This window comes from Pseudoduganella sp. UC29_71, from assembly GCF_042693265.1.
In the GTDB taxonomy this organism is placed as follows: Bacteria; Pseudomonadota; Gammaproteobacteria; order Burkholderiales; family Burkholderiaceae_D; genus Rugamonas.
Map to the genome: position 1 here is coordinate 2,494,752 of NZ_CP170549.1, position 19,544 is coordinate 2,514,295.

Genomic DNA, 19,544 nt, shown 5'->3' on the forward strand with positions numbered 1-19,544 from the left:
TTGATGACAACTTTACCTGGAATCCGCATGGACACTACTACCTCAGTCGCCGCCGCGCCGCCCCTCGCGCCAGCCGCAAAATGGGCCTTGGCCAGCCTGTCCCTGACTACCCTTCTGGCATCGCTTGGCACGAGCATCGCCAACGTCGGCCTGCCCACGCTGACGCAGGCATTCGGCGCCACCTTCCAAGACGTCCAGTGGGTCGTGCTGGCTTACCTGTTGGCCATGACGACCGTCATCGTCAGCGTCGGCCGGCTGGGGGACCTGATGGGCCGCCGCCGCTTGCTGCTGGGCGGCATCATGCTGTTTACCGCCGCCTCCGCCCTGTGCGCTGCGGCGCCCGGCCTGCCGATGCTGATCGCGGCCCGCGCTGCGCAAGGCGTCGGCGCTGCCGTGATGATGGCGCTGACCATGGCCTTCATCGCCGGCACCGTACCCAAATCGCGCACCGGCACCGCGATGGGCTTGCTTGGCACCACGTCCGCCGTGGGCACCGCGCTCGGACCGACATTGGGCGGCGCACTGACCGCCGCCTTCGGCTGGCCGGCCATCTTCCTGGCCTGCGCGCCGCTGGGCCTGCTGGCCCTGTTCCTGGCCCAGCGCTTCCTGCCGCTGGACTGCCGCGCAGCCAACGCCAGGACGCCGGCTTTCGACCATCCGGGCACCGTGCTGCTCGCGCTCGCACTGGTGGCCTATGCCCTGGCCGTGACGCAGGGGCGCGGCCACTTCGGCCCTGTCAACGCGGCGCTGCTGGGCGCCTCCGCCGTGGCAGGCGGCCTGTTTGTGTTCGTCCAGAAGAAGGCGGCGTCGCCGCTGATCCGGCTGGCCATGTTCCGCAACCCTGCCCTGACCGCGGGTTTCGTCATGAGCGCGCTGGTGACCACGGTCATGATGGCCACGCTGGTGGTCGGTCCCTTCTACCTGTCCGGCGCCCTGGCGCTGAACGCGGCGCAAGTCGGTCTGGCGATGTCTTGCGGGCCGGCCGTCGCGGCACTGGCCGGCGTGCCGGCCGGCCGCCTGGTGGACCGCTTCGGCCCCTACGGCACGACCGTTTCCGGACTCGCCGCCATGGCGCTGGGCGCCTCGCTGCTGCCGTTCACGGCGGACCGTTGGGCCGTGCCCGGCTACGTGGCGCCGCTTGCCGTCATCACGGCCGGATACGCGCTGTTCCAGGCGGCCAACAACACCGCCGTGATGGCCGACATCGCCGCCGACCAGCGCGGCGTGGTGTCCGGCTTGCTCAACTTGTCGCGCAACCTTGGACTGGTGACGGGCGCATCCGTCATGGGCGCGGTGTACGCGCTCGGTTCCGGTGCTGCCAACGCCGCATCCGGCGACCCTGGCGCGGCCGCAGCCGGCATGCGCTTCACGTTCGCAGTCGCCGCCGCGCTGATTCTCGCGGCCCTGGCCATCGCAGCCGCCAGCCGGAGCCAGCGTGAGAACTAAACTGCCCCTGCGCGCCATCGCCGCCTGCCTCCTTGCCGCGCCAGTCGCCGCTTGCGCGGACCCCGTGCTGACGCTCAGCACCCAGGCCCGCCTGCGCTACGACGTCTACGGCAACGCCCAGCTTGCGCCGGGCGACGACTACCGGCAGGGGCTGTTTCGCGGCATCCTCGGCGCCAAGCTGCTGTTTTACGCCAAGCTTCGGCGTGTACGGCGAGGCCGGCACCGGCCAGGTCAGCGCGCGCCGCAGCACGGCCAGCGCCAGCTTCCAGAACACCGCCTCGCTGCAACAGCTCTACCTGAGGGGCTGCAGCGACATCGCGGGCGCCTCGCTGGGCATGCAGTTTGGCCGGCAGGAGTTCGCCGACGGCCCACGCCAGCTGCTGAGCCCCGGCGACGGCCCGAACCTGCACCGCAGCTGGAACGGCGCACGAATGGCGCTGAAGGGCCAGCGCTGGCGGGTCAGCGCCTACGAACTGCACGCCACGCGGCTCGCACGCGGCGCGTTCGACGAGGACATCAACCACGGCGAACGCCTGCACGGCCTGAACGCCACGCTGTCCACTCCCGCCGCCCCGGCAGACGGCTCCAGGGACGGCAAGGCGGACGGCAAACCGGAAGACGCGCTGGAGGGTTTCTGGATACACAGCCGGAATTCGGCTTTCCGCGCCGGCCGCAGCGTCGGCACGGATGAACGGGATACGCTGGGATTGCGCCTCACCGGGCGCAGCGGCCGCCTGAAGTATGACTGGACCGTGGCCCGCCAGGGCGGCCGCTATATGAACCGGGACGTCAGCGCCTGGGGTGTGTTCGCCGTGCAAAGCCTGGCGCTGCCGGATTACGGCTGGAAGCCGCGCCTGACCTCACGCATCGACGTGGCCAGCGGCGGCGGTCACCAGGGCGGCACGCTGCGGGGCTTCAACCAGCTCTACGCCAGCTCGGCCTATCTGGGCGAAGGCCAGTTCCTCAGCCTGAGCAACCTGCTCATGGTGTCGCCCGGCCTGGCCTTCTCGCCGGCCCCCAACACCGCGCTGGCCGTCGAATACGGCTTTGCGCGCCGGCTGAGGGAGGACGATGCCGCGTACGCCGGCGGCATGCGCGCCTATGCCGGCACGCAGAACGTGCCGGGCCGCGAGCTGGGCGGCCTGTTCCGCCTGGTCGGCACCTGGGCCGCAAGCGAGCACCTGACCTTCACGCTGAACGTGGAGCGCATGGATGCGGGCGATGTGCTCAGGCGCGCGAAACTGCCATCGGGCAGCTACGCCTACCTCGGCGCCACCATCCGCTATTGACCTTGCCCGCCAGTCAGAAGGTGTGCGCCATCTCGACGTGGGGAATATCGGCTTCGATGAATTCCTCGCCGACGATGGCGAAGCCGTGCTTCTCGTAGAACGGGGCGGCGTGGGTTTGCGCGCCCAGCACCACGGTCTTGTGGCCGCGCAGCTTGGCCTGCGCCATCAGCCCCTGCAGCAAGGCGCCGCCGATGCCTGTGCCGCGCGCCGCCTTGCGCACCGCCATGCGGCCGATATGGCCGTCCGGCAGCAGGCGGCCAGTGCCGATCGGCGTGCCCGACGCGTCATAGGCCACGGCGTGCAGGCACGCGGCGTCGTTGTTGTCCATTTCCAGCTCTGCGGGAACATTCTGTTCCACCACGAAGACCTCCATGCGGATGGCCTTCGCGTCCTGCTGCAGGGTGTCCCAGTCGCCGAAGCGAATTTCGTGCATAGTATTCATGCGCCGAATTGTCGCATACGGAATCAGGCTGCGCTACCGCCTTTGACCATGTCCTTCAGCATCTGGCGGATGTGCGGCGTGGCCTCGTTGGGGTCGGTCGGGTTGCGGCCGGTGGTCATGTCTTCCATGCGCGTCTTCAGGCCACCCAGCGCCTGGGGATGCGTGTAGATGTAGAACTGGCCGTCCTCGATTGCCTTGAAGGTGATGTTGGCCACGTCTTCGGCGGTGACTTTGCCGGCACTGACGGCCTTGTCCGTCATGGCCTGCGAGGCCAGCTGGCTGCGGGTCGGCTTGGCGTCCATCTTCACGTCGTCCGGGCGGTTGCGGTGCGACTGGTTGATGCCGGTCGGGACGAAGAACGGGCACAGGACCGAGGCGCCAATCGGCGCGTCCACCAGGTTCAGGTCGTGGTACAGCGTCTCGGACAGCGACACCACCGCGTGCTTGGAAACGTTATAGACGCCCATCGCGGTCGGATTGACCACGCCGGCCATCGAGGACGTGTTGACGATGTGGCCCTCGTAGCCCTCTTCTTTCTTCGCGCATTCGAGCATCAGCTTGGTGAAGATGCGCACGCCGTGGATCACGCCCCACACGTTCACGCCCAGCACCCACTCCCAGTCCGCCACAGTGTTTTCCCAGATCAGGCCACCGGAGCCGACGCCTGCGTTGTTGAACACCAGGTGCACGGAGCCGAATTCCTTCATGGCGGCGTCGGCCAGCGCCTGCACCTGTTCGCCCTTGCGCACGTCGCAGATCATGCCGATCACCTGCGCGCCCTGCTCCTTCAGTTCGGCCACGGTCTTGTCCAGCGCGTCCTGCTGCACGTCGGCCAGCACCAGCTTCATGCCCAGCTTGTGGGCCTTGATGGCGAATTCGCGGCCGAGGCCTGCTGCGCCGCCGGTAATGACGGCGACTTTGTCTTGGAAGTTTTTCATCAGATGAGCTTTACCAGTTGTTTGCCGAAGTTTTTGCCTTTGAGGAGGCCCATGAATGCTTCCGGTGCGGCGGCCAGGCCGTCCGCAATCGATTCGCGGTATTTCAGCTTGCCGGTGGCGACCAGCCCACCCAGCTCGCCCAGGCCCTGCGGCCACAGCTCGATGTGCTCGGAGACGATGAAGCCGCGCATTGTCAGGCGGTTGGTCAGCAGTACGCGCGCATTGCGGATCGGGACGTCTTCGCCGTTGTAGCCGGCGATCATGCCGCACAGCGCCACGCGGGCGAAGGCGTTGGTGCGCGCCAGCGCGGCGTCGAACACGGCGCCGCCCACGTTTTCGAAGATGGCGTCAACACCGTCCGGCGTAGCGGCGGCCAGGTCGGCCTCCAGCTTGCCGGCCTTGTAGTCGATGCAGGCGTCGAAGCCCAGTTCATTGACCACGTAGTCGCACTTGTCCTTGCCGCCGGCGATGCCGACCGCGCGGCAGCCGCGCAGCTTGGCCAGCTGGCCCACTACGCTGCCCACCGCACCGCTGGCTGCGGACACCACGACCGTCTCGCCGGCCTTCGGCTGCATGATCTGGTTGAAGCCGAACCACGCGGTCATGCCGGGCATGCCGACCGGGCCCAGATAGGCGGACAACGGAATGTGCGTGGTGTCCAGCTTGCGCAGCAGCGCGCCGTCGGACACGCCGATCTCGGACCAGCCGAACATGCCGGCCACGAAATCGCCCGCCGCGAACTTGGGATGCTTCGATTCGATCACCTGGCCCACGGTGCCGCCTATCATGGTGGCGTCCAGCGGCTGCGGATCGGCGTAGCTCTTGGCGTCGCTCATGCGGCCGCGCATGTAGGGGTCCAGCGACAGGTAGTGGTTGCGGACCAGGAGCTGGCCGTCGGCGATGGCCGGAATCTCGGCCGTCTCCAGGCGGAAGTTGCTGGCCTGGACTTCGCCGCTCGGGCGGGAAGCCAGGACGATGCGCTGATAAGTGCCCATGTTCTCTCCTTATTCTCTGCTTACAGTGCCGACACGCCGCCGTCCACGGGCAGGGTCTGGCCGGTGATGTGCTTGCCCGCGTCGGACGCCAGCAGCACGACAGGTCCCTTGAGGTCTTCATCGTCGCCCAGGCGGCGCAGCGGCGCTTCGGCCGCCATCTGCTCTTCGCCCAGCGCGGCCAGCAGGCCTGCCGTCATCTTGGACGGGAAGAAGCCCGGCGCGATGGCATTGACGGTGATGCCGTGCACGCCCCATTCGGCCGCAAGCGTACGGGTGAAGTTGATCACCGCCGCCTTGGAGGTGTTGTAGGCGATGGTCTGCATGCCCGGCGGGTTGCCTGCCAGGCCGGCAATGGATGCGATATTGATGATGCGGCCGTACTTGCGCGGGATCATGGAGCGCTTGCCCACCGCCTGCGATACCAGGAAGATGCTGCGGATGTTCAGGTTCATCACCTTGTCCCACGCTTCCAGCGGGTAGTCCTCGGCTGGCGCGCCCCAGGTGGCGCCCGCGTTGTTGACCAGGATGTCGATATGGCCGCCCAGCTTTTCCAGCGCCGCGTCCACCAGCGGACCGACGGCCGCTTCCTTGGCCAGGTCGGCCGCGATGGCGTAGGCGGTGACGCCGTGCTTGGCGAGGATGGCGACGGCTTCGTCGAGGTCCGCCTGCTTGCGCGAGGACAGCACCACTTGGGCGCCCTGCTCGCCCAGCGCCAGCGCCATCTGCAGGCCCAGGCCGCGCGAGCCGCCGGTGACCAGTGCGGTTTTGCCCTTCAGGCTGAATAGTTCTTGGGTAGTGCGCATAGCGTTTGTCTCCTGCTGAGATTTAAGTTCAAATTTCGTGGTCCGATCAAAACCACGCATCCTGCATGTCCAGCGTGGTCGTGTCTATACTTTCCAGCAAATCGAGCTGCTGCTGCACCTTGGGCAGCTCCCAGCGGAAGAAGTAGCGGCAGGCTTGCAGCTTGCCCTGGTAGAAGTTGGCGTCGTCTCCGGCGGCGCCCTCCGCCAGGCGCTGCGCGGCGACGATGGCTTGCTCCAGCCACATCCACGCGACCACGATGTGGCCCATGGCTTCCAGATAGGTGCTGGCGTTGGCCAGCGTCTTGTTCATGTCGCCTGCGGCGTACAGGGTTTGCGTGACGTGGCTGGTGCGGCGCAGCGCGGCGGCCAGCGCGTCGGCCTGCGTGCGCAGCTCAGCCGACAGCGCGTACTGCGGGTTGGCCGACGCGGCGCGGTCCACGGTCTTGCGCACCTCGCCGGCGAAAGCCTTGAACAGCGCGCCCTCCTGCATGGAGACCTTGCGGCCCAGCAGGTCCAAGCCGTGGATGCCGTGCGTGCCTTCGTGGATGGCGTTCAGGCGGTTGTCGCGGTAGAACTGCTCCACGTTGTATTCGCGGGTGTAGCCATAGCCGCCGTGTACCTGGATCGCCAGGCTGTTGGCTTCCACGCACCATTGCGAGGGCCAGGACTTCGTGATAGGCGTGAGGAAGTCCAGCAGGCGCCCCGCGTGCGCGCGCGCTTCCGGCGTGGGCGCGGTATGCTGCTCGTCCACCAGGCGGGAACTGTACAGCACCAGCGCCAGCGCGCCTTCGCTGTAGGCCTTCTGCGCCAGCAGCATGCGCCGTACGTCGGTGTGGGCGATGATGGGCAGCTGCGGCTGGGCCGGGTCCTTGGCGGCGGGATGGCGGCCTTGTGGGCGGTTGCGCGCGTAGTCCAGCGAGTGCAGGTAGCCGGTGTAGCCCAGCACCGCCGCGCCGGCGCCCACGCCGATGCGCGCCTCGTTCATCATGTGGAACATATTGGCAAGGCCCTGGTGCGGCTGGCCGACCAGGTAGCCGATGGCGCCGCCCTTGCCCTGCGGCTTGAACTTGCCTTCGCCGAAGTTGAGCAGGCAGTTGCTGGTGCCCCGGTTGCCCATCTTGTGGTTCAAGCCCGCCAGCACCACGTCGTTGCGCTCGCCCAGCGTGCCGTCTTCATTGACCAGGAACTTGGGCACGATGAACAGCGAGATGCCTTTTACGCCCGGTATCAGCCTGCCGTCCGGTCCGGGGATCTTGGCCAGCACCAGGTGCACGATATTGCCCGCCAAATCGTGCTCGCCGGCCGAAATCCACATCTTGTTGCCGCTCAGGCGGTACTGGCGCTCGCCTTCCGGGCCGGCCACCGGGTCCGGCTCGGCGCGGGTGGTGATGTCGGACAGGCTGGAACCGGCCTGCGGCTCGGACAGGCACATGGTGCCGAAGTAGCGGCCTTCGAACATCGGCTTGACGAAGCGGCGCACCTGCTCGGGCGTGCCGGTCTTGAGCAGCGTGTTGGCGTTGCCGATGGTGAGGAACAGATAGGACGTGGTGGAGACGTTGGCCGCCGTGAAGTAGGCCGCCAGCACCTTTTCCACCGTCACTGGGAGCTGCATGCCGCCCAGTTCATAGTCCTGGCCCGCCGCCATCAGGCCCGCCGCCGTATAGGCGTCCAGCGCGGCCTTGACTTCGGGGATGATCTTCACCTCCAGGCAATGCTCGCCCGGCACGGCGTGCGGTTCCTGCTGGTCGCTCTTCTTGTTGTGCGGGGCGAACAGGTCGGTGGCGATCTGCTCGGCCGTGTCGATGGCCGCGTTGAAGGTCTCGCGGCTGTGGTCCTGGAAGCGCGGGCGCTGGTTCAGCGACTCCACGTCCAGCCATTCATACAATAGGAAATCGATGTCGCGGCGCGACAGGAGCTTGGATTGCATAGGTAGTCTCTGGAATCTAATTATGAAACGGGCGCTTCTCCGAGCGCCCGTGCTTGCTGCTTTATACGACTTCGAACAGGCCTGCCGCGCCCTGGCCGCCGCCGATGCACATGGTGACCACCACGTACTTCACGCCGCGGCGCTTGCCTTCGATCAGCGCATGGCCGGTCAGGCGCGCGCCTGACACGCCGTAAGGATGGCCGACGGCGATGGCGCCGCCGTTAACGTTCAGGCGGTCCATCGGGATGCCCAGCTTGTCGGCGCAGTACAGTACCTGCACGGCGAACGCTTCATTCAGTTCCCACAGGCCGATGTCTTCCACTTTCAGGCCGGCCTGCTTGAGCAGCTTGGGAATGGCGAACACGGGGCCGATGCCCATTTCGTCCGGCTCACAGCCTGCCACGGCAAAGCCGCGGAAGATGCCCAGCGGCTGCAAGCCCTTGGCTTCGGCCACTTTCGAATTCATCACGATAGCCACCGAGGCGCCGTCGGAGAACTGGCTGGCGTTGCCGGCGGTGATCACGCCGCCCGGCATGGCGGTGCGGATCTTGGACACGCCTTCCAGCGTGGTGTCGGCGCGGATGCCCTCGTCGGCGGAAATGGTCACTTCGCGGCTCACCAGCATGCCGCTGGCCTTGTCGGCCACGCCCATCAGGGTGGTCATCGGCACGATCTCGGCGTTGAACAGGCCGGCGGCTTGCGCGGCGGCGGCGCGCTGCTGGCTTTGCACGCCGTATTCATCCTGGCGTTCCTTGCCGATGCTGTAGCGCTTGGCCACGTTCTCGGCCGTCTGCAGCATGCTCCAGTAGATTTCCGGCTTGTTCTGCGACAGCCACACTTCCTTGTACATGTGCAGGTTCATCTCCTGCTGCACGCAGGAGATCGACTCCACCCCGCCGGCGGCGAAGATGTCGCCCTGGCCGGCGATGATCGCCTGGGCCGCCGTGGCGATGGTCTGCAGGCCGGACGAGCAGAAACGGTTGATGGTCATGCCGGCGGTCGTTACCGGGCAGCCGGCGCGCAGCGCGATCTGGCGCGCGATATTGCCGCCGGTGGCGCCTTCGGGATTGGCGCAGCCGATCAGCACGTCCTCCACTTCGCCCGCCTCGATGTTGGCGCGCGCAATCGCCGCCTGCAGCGCGTGGCCGCCCAGCGTGGCGCCGTGGGTCATGTTAAATGCGCCTTTCCACGATTTGGCCAGGCCGGTACGGGCGGTCGAAACGATCACGGCATCAGTCATTTTCTGTCTCCAGGTAGAAGTTGTAGTCGGTGTGTAGTCGATTTATTCAGAATAGCATATTTTAGTACGGTCGTTCGCAAATTTTCGTGCCGTGTGTTTTTTGTAAGCTTTGCGTAAGTTTGGAGCAAGCATGACGTAAGGTTAAGCGTCCATAGTGCACCCATGCTAATGGAGTAACACGCGTTGGCTATCGGGTTTAATAATTATATGGAGACAATCATGGCAACAGCATCCGGCACCGCCAACGGCGCCCGCAACATGGGCAAAGCAGCGCCCATGACGGCCGAAGAAAAGAAAGTGATCTTCGCGTCCTCGCTCGGCACGGTATTCGAGTGGTACGACTTCTATCTGTACGGCTCGCTCGCATCCATCATCGCCAAGCAGTTCTTTATCGGCGACCCTACCACCACCTTTATTTTCGCCCTGCTGGCCTTCGCTGCCGGCTTCATCGTCCGTCCGTTCGGCGCGCTGGTGTTCGGCCGCCTGGGCGACATGATCGGCCGTAAGTACACCTTCCTGGTCACTATCCTGATCATGGGTGCCTCCACCTTCATCGTGGGCCTGCTGCCGGGTTACGCGGCAATCGGCATTGCCGCCCCCATCATCCTGGTCACGCTGCGCATCCTGCAAGGCCTGGCGCTGGGCGGCGAGTACGGCGGCGCGGCTACCTACGTGGCCGAGCATGCGCCGCACGGCAAGCGCGGCGCCTTCACCTCGTGGATACAGACCACCGCGACCCTGGGCCTGTTCCTGTCGCTGCTGGTGATCCTGGGCACCCGTACCGCCACCGGCGAAGAAGCGTTCAATGCCTGGGGCTGGCGCGTGCCGTTCCTGGTCTCGGTTCTGCTGCTGGGCGTGTCGGTGTGGATTCGCCTGTCGATGAATGAATCGCCGGCGTTCGCCAAGATGAAGGCCGAAGGCAAGACCTCCAAGGCACCGCTGAGCGAAGCGTTCGGCCAGTGGCGCAACCTGAAAGTGGTGATCCTGGCGCTGGTCGGCCTGACCATGGGCCAGGCGGTGGTGTGGTACACCGGCCAGTTCTACGCCCTGTTCTTCATGACCCAGGTGCTGAAGATCGACGGCCCCAACGCCAACATCATGACCGCGCTGTCGCTGGCGCTGGCCACCCCGTTCTTCATCTTCTTCGGCATGCTGTCCGATAAGATCGGCCGCAAGTGGATCATCCTGGGTGGCTGCGTGATTGCCGCCGTGACCTACTTCCCGCTGTTCGGCGCACTGACCCACTACGGCAATCCTGCGCTGGAAGCCGCGCTGAAGAACTCCCCTGTGGTGGTGGTGGCCGATCCCGCATCCTGCCACTTCCAGTTCAACCCGACCGGCACCAAGAAGTTCCCATCCTCGTGCGACATCGCCACCGGCATCCTGTCCGGCGCGTCGGTGAACTACACCACGCAGGAAGCGCCAGCCGGCAGCGTCGCCAAGATCAAGATCGGCGACAAGGAAATCACCTCCTTCAACGCCACCATGACTGCCGACGGCCTGAACTTCGACAAGGCCAGCAAGGACAGCGAAGGCGCGCTGAAGAAGGAAGTCGGCGGCGCCATCAAGGCAGCCGGCTACCCGGCCAAGGCTGACGAAGCCCAGATGAACAAGCCGATGATGGTCCTGATCCTGTTCATCCTGGTGCTGTACGTGACCATGGTGTACGGCCCGATCGCCGCCATGCTGGTGGAGATGTTCCCGACCCGCATCCGCTACACCTCGATGTCGCTGCCATACCATATCGGTAACGGCTGGTTCGGCGGCCTGCTGCCCACCATCTCGTTCGCGCTGGTGGCATTCAAGGGCGACATCTACTACGGCCTGTGGTATCCGATCGTGATCGCGCTGATCACCGCTGTCATCGGCGCGCTGTTCGTCAGCGAGACCAAGGACAACAACATCTACGCCGGCGACTGATTCCCCCTGTACGGCGGGGCTCCGCGCTCCGCCAGCGTTCCTTCAAACCGCCTTCGGGCGGTTTTTTTACGGGCGGCGCGATTAGGGGGGGCGCGCTATTATGGGCAGCGTTATGCCGCGCGCAGCGGCGGGTGCACGCATTCGCGCAGCTGCGCGTCGCTCCAGGGTTTGGGGAAGATGCGCTGCGCAGCGCCGCTGTTAAGGGCGTCCAGTGCGGTGGCAAAGCTGGCGTCGCCGGTCAGCAGGATGCGCTCGGTGGCCGGAAGCTGCTGCGCCACCTGGCCCAGGAACTCCGCGCCGCCCATGTCCGGCAGGCGCTCGCCGGACACAATGACGTGCACCGGGTTCGCCTTCAGCAGGGCCAGCGCATCGGCGGCGCTGGCTGCGGCCAGGATCTTGAAGTGCTCGCCCTTCAGCACGCGGTTCAACGCGCGCAGCGTGGCGGCTTCTTCGTCCACCAGCAGCAGGCAGCGCTGCGCGGCCGCCTTCTCCGTCAGGCCTGCCTGAACGGCCGGGGCGCCTGGAGCGGCTTGTCCGCGCTGCGCGGCCTGGCCCGGCCCCGTCTCGGCCCGGGCTGCCAGCGTCAGCTTCTTGCCGGCGGCAAGCAGGCTGGCGTACGCGTCCGGCGCCACCGCCTTGCTGAACAGCGCGCCCTGCACCGCGTCGCAGCGCTGCTGGCGCAGGCTTTGCAGCTGCGCTTCGTTGTCCACCCCGTCGGCGACAACCTGGATGCCCAGCGTGTGGGCCAGTGAAACGATGGCGCCGCACAGCACGGCGGCGGCGGGCGACGTGGCCAGCTCCCGCACCAGCGCCGGGTCCATCTTCAGCCAGTCCACCGGGAATTGCTGCAGGCAGGCCAGCGACGCCTGGCCGCTGCCGAAATCGTCCAGCGTCACAGCCACGCCCAGTTGCTTGAGTTCGCGCAGAATGGCGGCCGCCGCGTCGGCATCCTGCAGCAGGCCTTGCTCGCTCACTTCGATTATCAAGGAACTACCCGGTATGCCGTTCCCGGCCAGCGCGCGGCGCACGGTGTCGGCCAGTCCGGGCAGGCGGAACTGGCTGGGCGACAGGTTGACCACCACCGGCGCCGCCGGCACGCCTAGCCCTGCCCATTCCTTCATCTGCGCGCAAGCGCGTTCTATCGCCCAGGCGCCCACCGGCATCACCAGGCCGGTTTCCTCGGCCTGGCGGATGAACTCCTGCGGCGCCAGCATGCCGCGCTGCGGATGCTGCCAGCGCAGCATGGCTTCCGCGCCGATGATGCCGCCGTGGGCCAGGCTGTTCTGCGGCTGGTAGTACAACAGCAGTTCGCCGCGTTCCAGCGCCCGGCCCAGGGCCAGCTCCATGGCGCTGCGCTGCGCCACCTGGGCATTGAGCGCGTCGGCATAATAGCGGTGGGCGTTGCCGCCCTGGTGCTTGGCCTGCCGCATCGCTTGCAGCGCGTGCGGCAGCAGCTCGCTTGCGCCGGCGCTGTCGTCGGGATAGACGGCGATGCCGGTCGAGCACATCAGCTTGAGCTGTGGCGTATCGGGTGGCAGCAGGCCTGCGTCCACCTCCTGGCCCAGCGCGGCGGCCACGCGCGCGGCGATCTTGCCGGCATGGGCGGCCGACACCAGGCCTGGCAGCAGCACGATGAACTCGTCCGCGCCGGGCCGCGCCAGCACAGCCTTCTCGCCGGCGGCCTGCGCCAGCCGCAGCGCCGCCTGCACCAGCAGCTGGTCCGCCACGGCATGGCCCAGCTTTTCGTTGATCATGTCGAAACTGTCCAGGTTGATGTACAGCGCGGCCAGCTTGCGGCGCGCGGCGTGCGCCTGTTCAGTCAGCGGCGCCAGTTGCCGCTGCAGGGTTGCCAGCGTCGCCAGGCCGGTCAGGTTGTCGTAATAGACCGGATGCGCCTGTGCCACCCGGTCGGCAGCGGCTGCGGCTTGCTGCACGCATTGCGCATGCAGCTTGCAGCGCGCGATGCCGTGCACCAGGTCATCCGCCAGTCCTTGCAGCAGGGCCAGCTCTTCCTCGGTGAACGCGTCCGCCTCCACGGAATAGAGGCCGAGCACGCCGAACGGCGCCGCTTCCGGGTCGGCGCGCAGCGGCAGCGCGGCAGCGGCCATCAGGCCGTGCGGCACGCCGGGGCGGCCGGCCGCGTTGAAGATCATGTCGCCGGGCAGCTGGCTGCTCACCACGGTGCGGTTCTGGTGGATGGCGGTGCCGAAGCCGCCCTGCTCGCGCGCCTCCTCGCCCCAGGACAGGGCCAGCTTGTTCACGTAGGCAGCGTCCGTGCCCGCGTGTGCCGCCACTTCGATGCTGTGCGCTTCATCGTCGAGCGCGTAGCCGACCCACGCGGCACGGTAGCCGCCGTGCTCCGTCAGGTGCGCGCAGACGGCCGCCAGCAATTCCCTGTCGTCGGCCGCGCGCAACTGCGATTGCGCGCACGCGGACAGCAGCGCCCAGGCGCGCTCCACGCTCAGCAGCCGGGCGCTCTGTTCGGCGTCGCGCTTGGCGGCAATGCTGGTTTCATCGGCGATGCGGTTCATGGAGCGCACCAGGATGTCGAATTCGCTGGCGCTGTCGGGGTCCGCGCTGAGGCGCTTGGCGCGCGCCGCCGGCCGGGCGTGCGCGCCGCCGTGGCTGAAATTGTCGGCCGCGATGGCGCTTGCGAAGGCGATGCAGTCGCGCAGCGTGCCGTCTATGCTGTGCGTAAAGCGGCGCGCCACGGCAATGCCGATGCCGGTGGCCAGCGCCGGCAACAGGAACATGGCGATCAGCGCCCCCAGCGCCAGCTGCGCCGCCCGGGCGCGCGCCCTTTCGGCCGCCTCGGCGGCGCGCGCCCCCACTGTGTCCACCAGCGGCGCCAGGACGGCGGAGGGAGACAGCCCGGCCTCGGACGTACGCCCGAAGGCGTAGCTGCCCGTGGTCACCGCCTGGGCGGCGCGCCGCACGCCGGCTTCGCCGCTCAGCGCGGCAACCGTGCGCATTTGCTCGCGCAGTTCCTGCAAACCCGCCTGGCGCTTGTCCGGCGCGTCCAGCCGGCGCAGTTCGGAGCCGGCCTTGAATGCCAGTTGCACGGCGTATTGCTCCTGCGCGCTGTACGCGCGCCATGCCTGCACTGCGTACAAGTGGGTAAATGCCGCCAGCAGCGCCGCCAGCAGCATCGGCATGGCCAGGCTGGCAACCACGGCCCACAGCCGTCCATGCAGGCTAAGCCGCGCCAGGCGGCTGTCAAACTCGGCAAGCAGACGCATAGCGCGGGATCTCCTGTCCTGAACGGCAATGGTGTAAAGCTGCTACTACGCTCATACATAGTAGTACTTTATTTGCCACTAGGAAAGATAAGATGTTTGTGCCGCGTCAAGCTGGCGGCCAGAAAGGCAAGTCTAGGCGGTGATCAGCTGCTGGTGCAGGAAGGCCTGCTGGACGCACTCGCGCAGCTGTTCGTCGTCCCATGGCTTGGTGAAATAGCGGTAGACCGCGCCCCGGTTGATGGCGTCGATCACCGAGTCCAGGTCCGCATAGCCGGACAGGATGATGCGCACCGTATCGGGGTATAGCTCCTTGACCCGGCTCAGGAATTCGATGCCGCTCATTTCCGGCATGCGCTGGTCCGATAGCACCACTTGCACCGGATTCATGGCCAGCAGCTTGAGCGCATCGGCGGCGCTGGTGGCAGCCAGGATCTTGTAGCCGTCCAGGCGCAGCGCGCGGTTCAGCGAGCGGATGATATTCGGTTCGTCGTCCAGCAGCAGCAAGGTGCGCGGCGCCTCGGCCGCATCGGGCAGGGCCAGCTTCTTACCGCTGGCGACCAACTGGGCAAAGGCCTCGGGCGGCACCGCCTTGCTGAACAAAAAGCCCTGCATCGTGTCGCAATAGCGCCGCCGCAGGTAGTTCATTTGCTCGTCGGTTTCCACGCCCTCGGCCACCACGCCCACGCGCAGATTGTGCGCCAGCCCGATCACGGCGTTGCAGATGGCGGCATCGTCCGGCGAAGTGGTGATGTCACGCACGAAGGACTGGTCTATCTTCAGGTGATCGATCGGGAAGCGCTTCAAATGGCTCAGCGAGGAATAGCCGGTGCCGAAATCGTCCAGCGAGATGCCGACGCCGACCTCCTTCAGTTCCTTCAGCGTGCGGATGGCGCCCTCCACGTCGTGCATGACGGCGCTCTCGGTCAGTTCCAGCACCAGCTGGCGCGCCGGCGTGCCGGTGCGCTCCAGCGCCCGGCGCACGGTCTGCACCAGATCCTTCTGCTGGAACTGCTTGGCCGACAGGTTGACCGCCACTGGCGGCGCCTTGACGCCGCCATCGCGCCAGGCCTTGAGCTGGCGGCACACATTGTCGATGGCCCAGGCCCCCAGCGGCAGCACCAGCCCGGTTTCCTCGGCCAGCCTGATGAATTCGCCGGGCGCCACCATGCCGCGCGTCGGATGCTTCCACCGCATCAGCGCCTCGGCGCCGGTGATGACGCCGGTTTGCAGATTGCATTGCGGCTGGTAGTGCATGGCCAGCTCGCCCCGCTCCAGCGCCCGGCTCAGCTCCGACTCCATCGTGAAGCGCGACGCCATGCGCGCGTTCAGCTCGGGCGCGTAATAGCGGTAGGTGTTGCCGCCCTGCCGCTTCGCTTCCTGCATGGCCAGGCCGGCGTTGCGCAGCAGGTCGCCCAGCTGGGCGCTGTCGTCCGGGTAGACGCTGATGCCGATGGAGCCGAGCGGACGGATCGCCGGTGCGCCGTCGGGCAGCTGGCTGGCGGCCAGCGGCTCGGCCAGCCGCGCAGCCATGCGCCCTGCGGCCTGGGCGGCATCGGCCGCCGCGGTCACCGGCAGCAGCACAATGAATTCGTCCGCCCCTGAGCGCGCCAGCAGCGCGCCCTCGCCCGCGCACTGCGCCAGGCGCTGCGCCGCTTGCACCAGCACCTGGTCGCCGCCGGCCCGGCCCAGCGTGTGGTTGACGTCTTTGAACCGGTCCAGGTTCACATGCAGCGCCGCCAGCTTGCGGTCTCCGGCGCGCGCCTCCTCCGCCAGCGGCGCCAGTTGCGCTTGCAGCGTTTCCAGCCTGGCCAGGCCGGTCAGGCTGTCGTAGTTGACGTGGTGGGCCAGCTGTTCCTCGGCCTGCTGGCGCTGGCCTGCGTGGCGCCGGCTGGCGATGCCGAACGCCAGGTCCTCCGCAAGGTCGTGCAGCAGGTCGAGTTCTTCCTCCTCGAAGGCGCGCGCGTGCTCTGAGTAGATACCCAGCACGCCGAACGGCTTGCCGCCTTCGCTGAGCGGCAAAGCCAGCGCCGACACCAGGCCGTGCGGCGGCGTCAGCTCGCGCCAGCACGTGAACACCAGGTCCGAGGCCAGCTGGCTGGTCGTCACCGTGCGCGCCTGGTGGATGGCCGTGCCGAAGCCGCCCTGCTTGTGCACGTCGCTGCCCCAGCTCAAATGCAGGTCGCGCACGTAGTCGGCGTCCGTGCCGGCGTGCGCGGCCACTTCGACGCTGCGCGCTTCGTCCTCGCGCGCGTAGCCCACCCAGGCGACGCGGTAGCCTCCCAGTTCCACCAGGTGGCCGCAGATGGCGGCCAGCAGCTCGCTCTCGCTTTGCGCGTGCACCAGCGACTTGCTGCAGGCCGAGCGCAAGGCCCACGAGCGCTCCACCCGCTCCAGCCGCGTGGTCTGCTCCACTTCGCGCTCGGCGGCCGTGACGGTTTCGTCGGCGATGCGGTTCATGGAACGCACCAGGATGTCGAATTCGCTGGCGCTGTCCGGGTCCGCGTCAAGGTGGCGCGCACGCGCCGCCGGAAGCGCCGAGCTGCTGCCGTGGCTGAAATTGCCGGCCGCGATATCGCCGGCGAAGTCGATGCAGTCGCGCAGCGTACCGTCTATGCTGCGCGTGATGCCGCTCGCCAGCGCCACCGCGCCCGCAGCGGCCAGCGCCGGCAGCACGACCATGGCCAGCAGCGCGGCGCGGCCTATCCAGGTCGCGCGCGCATGGGACTGCGCGGCCGCCCCCGACGCCTGCAAGGCCAGTTCATCGAGCAGTGGTGCCAGCGGCGCGGGCGGCGCCGCGCCTGCCGCGTGGGCGGTCTCGTATTCGTAGGTAAGCAGGGTGACGGCCTGCGCGGCCAGGCGCACGTTGGCGTCGTCGCTGAGGGCGGAGATGTCGCGCATCTGCGAGCGCAGGCCGCTCAGCGTAGCGCGCCGCGTGGCCGGCACCTCCAGCGCGGGCAGCGAGGCGCTGCCCCGCAGGGCCAGTTGCAGCGCGCGCTCATCCTGCTCAGCGTAGCTGCGCCAGGCCGACGCAGCAACGGCGTGCGCCAGCAGCGCCAGCAGCGCGGCGACTAGCATGGGGATAGCTAGACAACTGATGACGGTACGTAGCCTGGCGCGCAGGCTCAGGCGGGCGAGGCGGGCGTGGAAGTCAGCCAGCAGCGCCATGGACGGCACGCGTGGGGCCGGTTTCAAGGATATCGTTCCGCATACTCAAACGACTACACATATGGCATCTCCGTGTGGCGTAGGTGCACTACGGAACGATATTACCGCTTTTTTCGCGGCGGGGAAAGCTTAGCCGATAATGCGCAGCGAGTAGTCCGTGGCGCGCACGTCCTTGGTCAGGCTGCCGATGGAGATGCGGTCCACGCCGGTCTCGGCGATGCCGCGCACGGTCTCCAGGTTGACGCCGCCCGAGCCTTCCAGCAGCGCGCGGCCGGCGTTCAGCTGCACGGCGGTGCGCATCATGCCGAGGTCGAAATTGTCGAGCAGGACCGAGGTGGCGCCGGCCGCCAGCGCTTCTTCCAGCTCGGCCAGGCTTTCCACTTCCACCTGTATCGACACCTTGCTGTCGCCGGCCACGCGCTTGGCCGCCACCAGCGCGGCGGTGATGCCGCCCGCCGCCGCGATGTGGTTTTCCTTGATCAGGATGCCGTCGTACAGCGCCATGCGCTGGTTGGCTCCGCCGCCTACGCGCACCGCGTACTTCTGCGCCAGGCGCATGCCTGGCAGCGTCTTGCGGGTGTCGAGGATCTTGGCGTTGGTGCCCTGCACTACCTGCACATAGCGGCGCGTGGCGGTGGCCACGCCGGACAGCAGCTGCAGGAAGTTGAGCGCCGCGCGTTCGCCGGTGAGCAGCGCGCGCGACGGGCCTTCCAGCGTGCAGACGGCGCTGCCGGCTTGCATCATGTCGCCTTCGGCATAGTGCCAGGTGATGCTGATGCCGCCGTCCACGGCCAGCATCACGCCTTCGAACCAGGGCGCGCCGCACAGCACGGCGTCCTCGCGCACGATCACGCGCGCAGTGTTGCGGCCCTCGGCCGGGACCAGCTGGCCGGTCAGGTCGCCGGTGCCGACATCTTCCAGCAGCGCGGCCAGCAGGTTGGCTTCGAAAGCCGCCTTCAGCGGCGCGTCGAACGGAGCGTGGGGATTGCGCAGAGTACTCATGCCGGTCCTATTCCCTGGAACAGTTTCGCTTCCTGTGCCAGGTCCGCGCCCGGCGCGACCTTGGCTTTCTTGGCGGCCGCGAAGTCCAGCATGCGGTCGATGGAGCGCTTGGCTTGCACGCCGACCGCCGGGTCCACGTGGATTTCGTTTTTCATATTCTCGAGCACGTCGGCCAGGTTCTGCAGGCCGTTCATGGCCATCCACGGGCAGTGCGCGCAGCTCTTGCAGGTTGCGCTGTTGCCGGCGGTGGGCGCCTCGATGAAAGTCTTGCCCGGCGCGGCGGCGCGCATCTTGTGCAGGATGCCGTTGTCGGTGGCGACGATGAAGGTGTCCGCATCCAGGTTGACGGCGGCGGCGATCATCTGCGAGGTGGAGCCGACCACGTCGGCCTGCGCCACCACGTTGGCCGGCGACTCGGGGTGCACCAGCACTTTCGCGTTCGGGTATTCGGCCTTCAGCAGGTCCAGTTCCACGCCCTTGAATTCGTCATGCACCAGGCAGGAACCCTGCCACAGCAGCATGTCCGCGCCGGTCTGCTTCTGGATGTAGGAACCCAGGTGCTTGTCCGGCGCCCACAGGATCTTCTTGCCCTGCTCATGCAGGTGCTTGACGATGTCCAGGCCGATCGACGAAGTCACCATCCAGTCGGCGCGCGCTTTCACGGCGGCGCTGGTGTTGGCATACACCACCACCGTGCGGTCCGGATGCTGGTCGCAGAAGGCGGCGAATTCGTCGGCCGGGCAGCCCAGGTCCAGCGAGCAGGTCGCGTCCAGGTCCGGCATCAGGATGGTCTTCTCGGGGCTGAGGATCTTGGCCGTCTCGCCCATGAAGCGCACGCCCGCCACGACCAGGGTCTTGGCGGGGTGGTCACGGCCGAAACGCGCCATCTCCAGCGAGTCCGATACGCAGCCGCCGGTTTCCTCGGCAAGGTCCTGCAGGTCGGCGTCGACATAATAGTGCGCCACCAGCACTGCTTCTTTTTCTTTCAGCAGGCGCTTGATGCGCTCCTTGAGGGCAACGCGTTCCTCTGCGCTGGGAGTGGCTGGGGTACGCGCCCAGGCATGCGCAACGCAGCTGGTTCCCTGTTGCGGATGCTCGTACTCGACTGGCTTGATGGCTAGAGTCTGTTGCATGGTGC

General features: G+C 67.3%; 13 protein-coding genes. 3 read left to right on the forward strand and 10 right to left on the reverse strand.

Annotation, left to right across the window (positions count from 1 at the left end):
• Nucleotides 1-27 precede the first annotated feature (27 nt).
• Entirely contained in the window at nt 28-1,446 is a 1,419-nt protein-coding gene (locus ACFJI2_RS10940; RefSeq protein WP_377705015.1) for an MFS transporter, read from the forward strand.
• A gap of 203 nt (nt 1,447-1,649) precedes the next feature.
• The gene (locus tag ACFJI2_RS10945) at nt 1,650-2,735 is read left to right on the forward strand and encodes an alginate export family protein (protein WP_377705016.1); all 1,086 of its coding nucleotides are present in this window, start codon (nt 1,650-1,652) and stop codon (nt 2,733-2,735) included.
• Between the two features lie 13 nt (nt 2,736-2,748).
• On the opposite strand, the gene ACFJI2_RS10950 is transcribed toward ACFJI2_RS10945, so the two are convergent.
• The 6 genes from ACFJI2_RS10950 to ACFJI2_RS10975 all read right to left on the reverse strand — a co-directional run bounded on the left by ACFJI2_RS10950 (nt 2,749) and on the right by ACFJI2_RS10975 (nt 9,080).
• Nucleotides 2,749-3,177, reverse strand: coding sequence for a GNAT family N-acetyltransferase (locus ACFJI2_RS10950; RefSeq protein ID WP_377705017.1), 429 nt, complete (start codon nt 3,175-3,177; stop codon nt 2,749-2,751).
• Nucleotides 3,178-3,200: 23 nt separating this feature from the next.
• Nucleotides 3,201-4,115 carry an SDR family oxidoreductase gene (locus tag ACFJI2_RS10955; protein ID WP_377705018.1) on the reverse strand — a complete coding sequence of 305 codons (915 nt, stop codon included), beginning with the start codon at nt 4,113-4,115 and terminating at the stop codon, nt 3,201-3,203.
• A complete protein-coding gene (locus ACFJI2_RS10960; RefSeq protein WP_377705019.1) occupies nt 4,115-5,110 on the reverse strand; it encodes an NADP-dependent oxidoreductase in 996 nt (331 codons plus the stop codon). The genes ACFJI2_RS10955 and ACFJI2_RS10960 overlap by 1 nt, the downstream gene beginning before the upstream one ends.
• A 20-nt stretch (nt 5,111-5,130) precedes the next feature.
• A complete protein-coding gene (locus ACFJI2_RS10965) occupies nt 5,131-5,913 on the reverse strand; it encodes an SDR family oxidoreductase (protein WP_377705020.1) in 783 nt (260 codons plus the stop codon).
• Between the two features lie 46 nt (nt 5,914-5,959).
• The gene (locus tag ACFJI2_RS10970) at nt 5,960-7,840 is read right to left on the reverse strand and encodes an acyl-CoA dehydrogenase (protein ID WP_377705021.1); all 1,881 of its coding nucleotides are present in this window, start codon (nt 7,838-7,840) and stop codon (nt 5,960-5,962) included.
• 61 nt (nt 7,841-7,901) lie between these two features.
• Nucleotides 7,902-9,080, reverse strand: a complete 1,179-nt coding sequence (locus tag ACFJI2_RS10975) for an acetyl-CoA C-acyltransferase (RefSeq protein WP_377705022.1) — start codon at nt 9,078-9,080, stop codon at nt 7,902-7,904.
• Between the two features lie 219 nt (nt 9,081-9,299).
• Here ACFJI2_RS10975 and ACFJI2_RS10980 point away from each other — a divergent pair, with 219 nt between their 5' ends.
• Nucleotides 9,300-11,000, forward strand: coding sequence for an MFS transporter (locus ACFJI2_RS10980; protein WP_377705023.1), 1,701 nt, complete (start codon nt 9,300-9,302; stop codon nt 10,998-11,000).
• 110 nt (nt 11,001-11,110) lie between these two features.
• On the opposite strand, the gene ACFJI2_RS10985 is transcribed toward ACFJI2_RS10980, so the two are convergent.
• The 4 genes from ACFJI2_RS10985 to nadA form a co-directional block, all read right to left on the reverse strand.
• Nucleotides 11,111-14,239 carry an EAL domain-containing protein gene (locus ACFJI2_RS10985; RefSeq protein ID WP_377705024.1) on the reverse strand — a complete coding sequence of 1,043 codons (3,129 nt, stop codon included), beginning with the start codon at nt 14,237-14,239 and terminating at the stop codon, nt 11,111-11,113.
• A gap of 132 nt (nt 14,240-14,371) precedes the next feature.
• Entirely contained in the window at nt 14,372-17,431 is a 3,060-nt protein-coding gene (locus tag ACFJI2_RS10990) for an EAL domain-containing protein (RefSeq protein WP_377705025.1), read from the reverse strand.
• A gap of 102 nt (nt 17,432-17,533) precedes the next feature.
• A complete protein-coding gene (gene nadC, locus ACFJI2_RS10995) occupies nt 17,534-18,406 on the reverse strand; it encodes a carboxylating nicotinate-nucleotide diphosphorylase (RefSeq protein ID WP_377705026.1) in 873 nt (290 codons plus the stop codon).
• A complete protein-coding gene (gene nadA, locus ACFJI2_RS11000; RefSeq protein ID WP_107868952.1) occupies nt 18,403-19,539 on the reverse strand; it encodes a quinolinate synthase NadA in 1,137 nt (378 codons plus the stop codon). The genes nadC and nadA overlap by 4 nt, the downstream gene beginning before the upstream one ends.
• Nucleotides 19,540-19,544: the final 5 nt, after the last annotated feature.

What these genes read in the sequence shown, in the direction of transcription:
- ACFJI2_RS10940 (WP_377705015.1), top strand. Translation starts at nt 28, where the DNA reads ATGGACACTACTACCTCAGTCGCCGCCGCGCCGCCCCTCGCGCCAGCC.
- ACFJI2_RS10950 (WP_377705017.1), bottom strand. Translation starts at nt 3,177, where the DNA reads ATGAATACTATGCACGAAATTCGCTTCGGCGACTGGGACACCCTGCAG.
- ACFJI2_RS10955 (WP_377705018.1), bottom strand. Translation starts at nt 4,115, where the DNA reads ATGAAAAACTTCCAAGACAAAGTCGCCGTCATTACCGGCGGCGCAGCA.
- ACFJI2_RS10960 (WP_377705019.1), bottom strand. Translation starts at nt 5,110, where the DNA reads ATGGGCACTTATCAGCGCATCGTCCTGGCTTCCCGCCCGAGCGGCGAA.
- ACFJI2_RS10965 (WP_377705020.1), bottom strand. Translation starts at nt 5,913, where the DNA reads ATGCGCACTACCCAAGAACTATTCAGCCTGAAGGGCAAAACCGCACTG.
- ACFJI2_RS10970 (WP_377705021.1), bottom strand. Translation starts at nt 7,840, where the DNA reads ATGCAATCCAAGCTCCTGTCGCGCCGCGACATCGATTTCCTATTGTAT.
- ACFJI2_RS10975 (WP_377705022.1), bottom strand. Translation starts at nt 9,080, where the DNA reads ATGACTGATGCCGTGATCGTTTCGACCGCCCGTACCGGCCTGGCCAAA.
- ACFJI2_RS10980 (WP_377705023.1), top strand. Translation starts at nt 9,300, where the DNA reads ATGGCAACAGCATCCGGCACCGCCAACGGCGCCCGCAACATGGGCAAA.
- ACFJI2_RS10985 (WP_377705024.1), bottom strand. Translation starts at nt 14,239, where the DNA reads ATGCGTCTGCTTGCCGAGTTTGACAGCCGCCTGGCGCGGCTTAGCCTG.
- nadC (WP_377705026.1), bottom strand. Translation starts at nt 18,406, where the DNA reads ATGAGTACTCTGCGCAATCCCCACGCTCCGTTCGACGCGCCGCTGAAG.
- nadA (WP_107868952.1), bottom strand. Translation starts at nt 19,539, where the DNA reads ATGCAACAGACTCTAGCCATCAAGCCAGTCGAGTACGAGCATCCGCAA.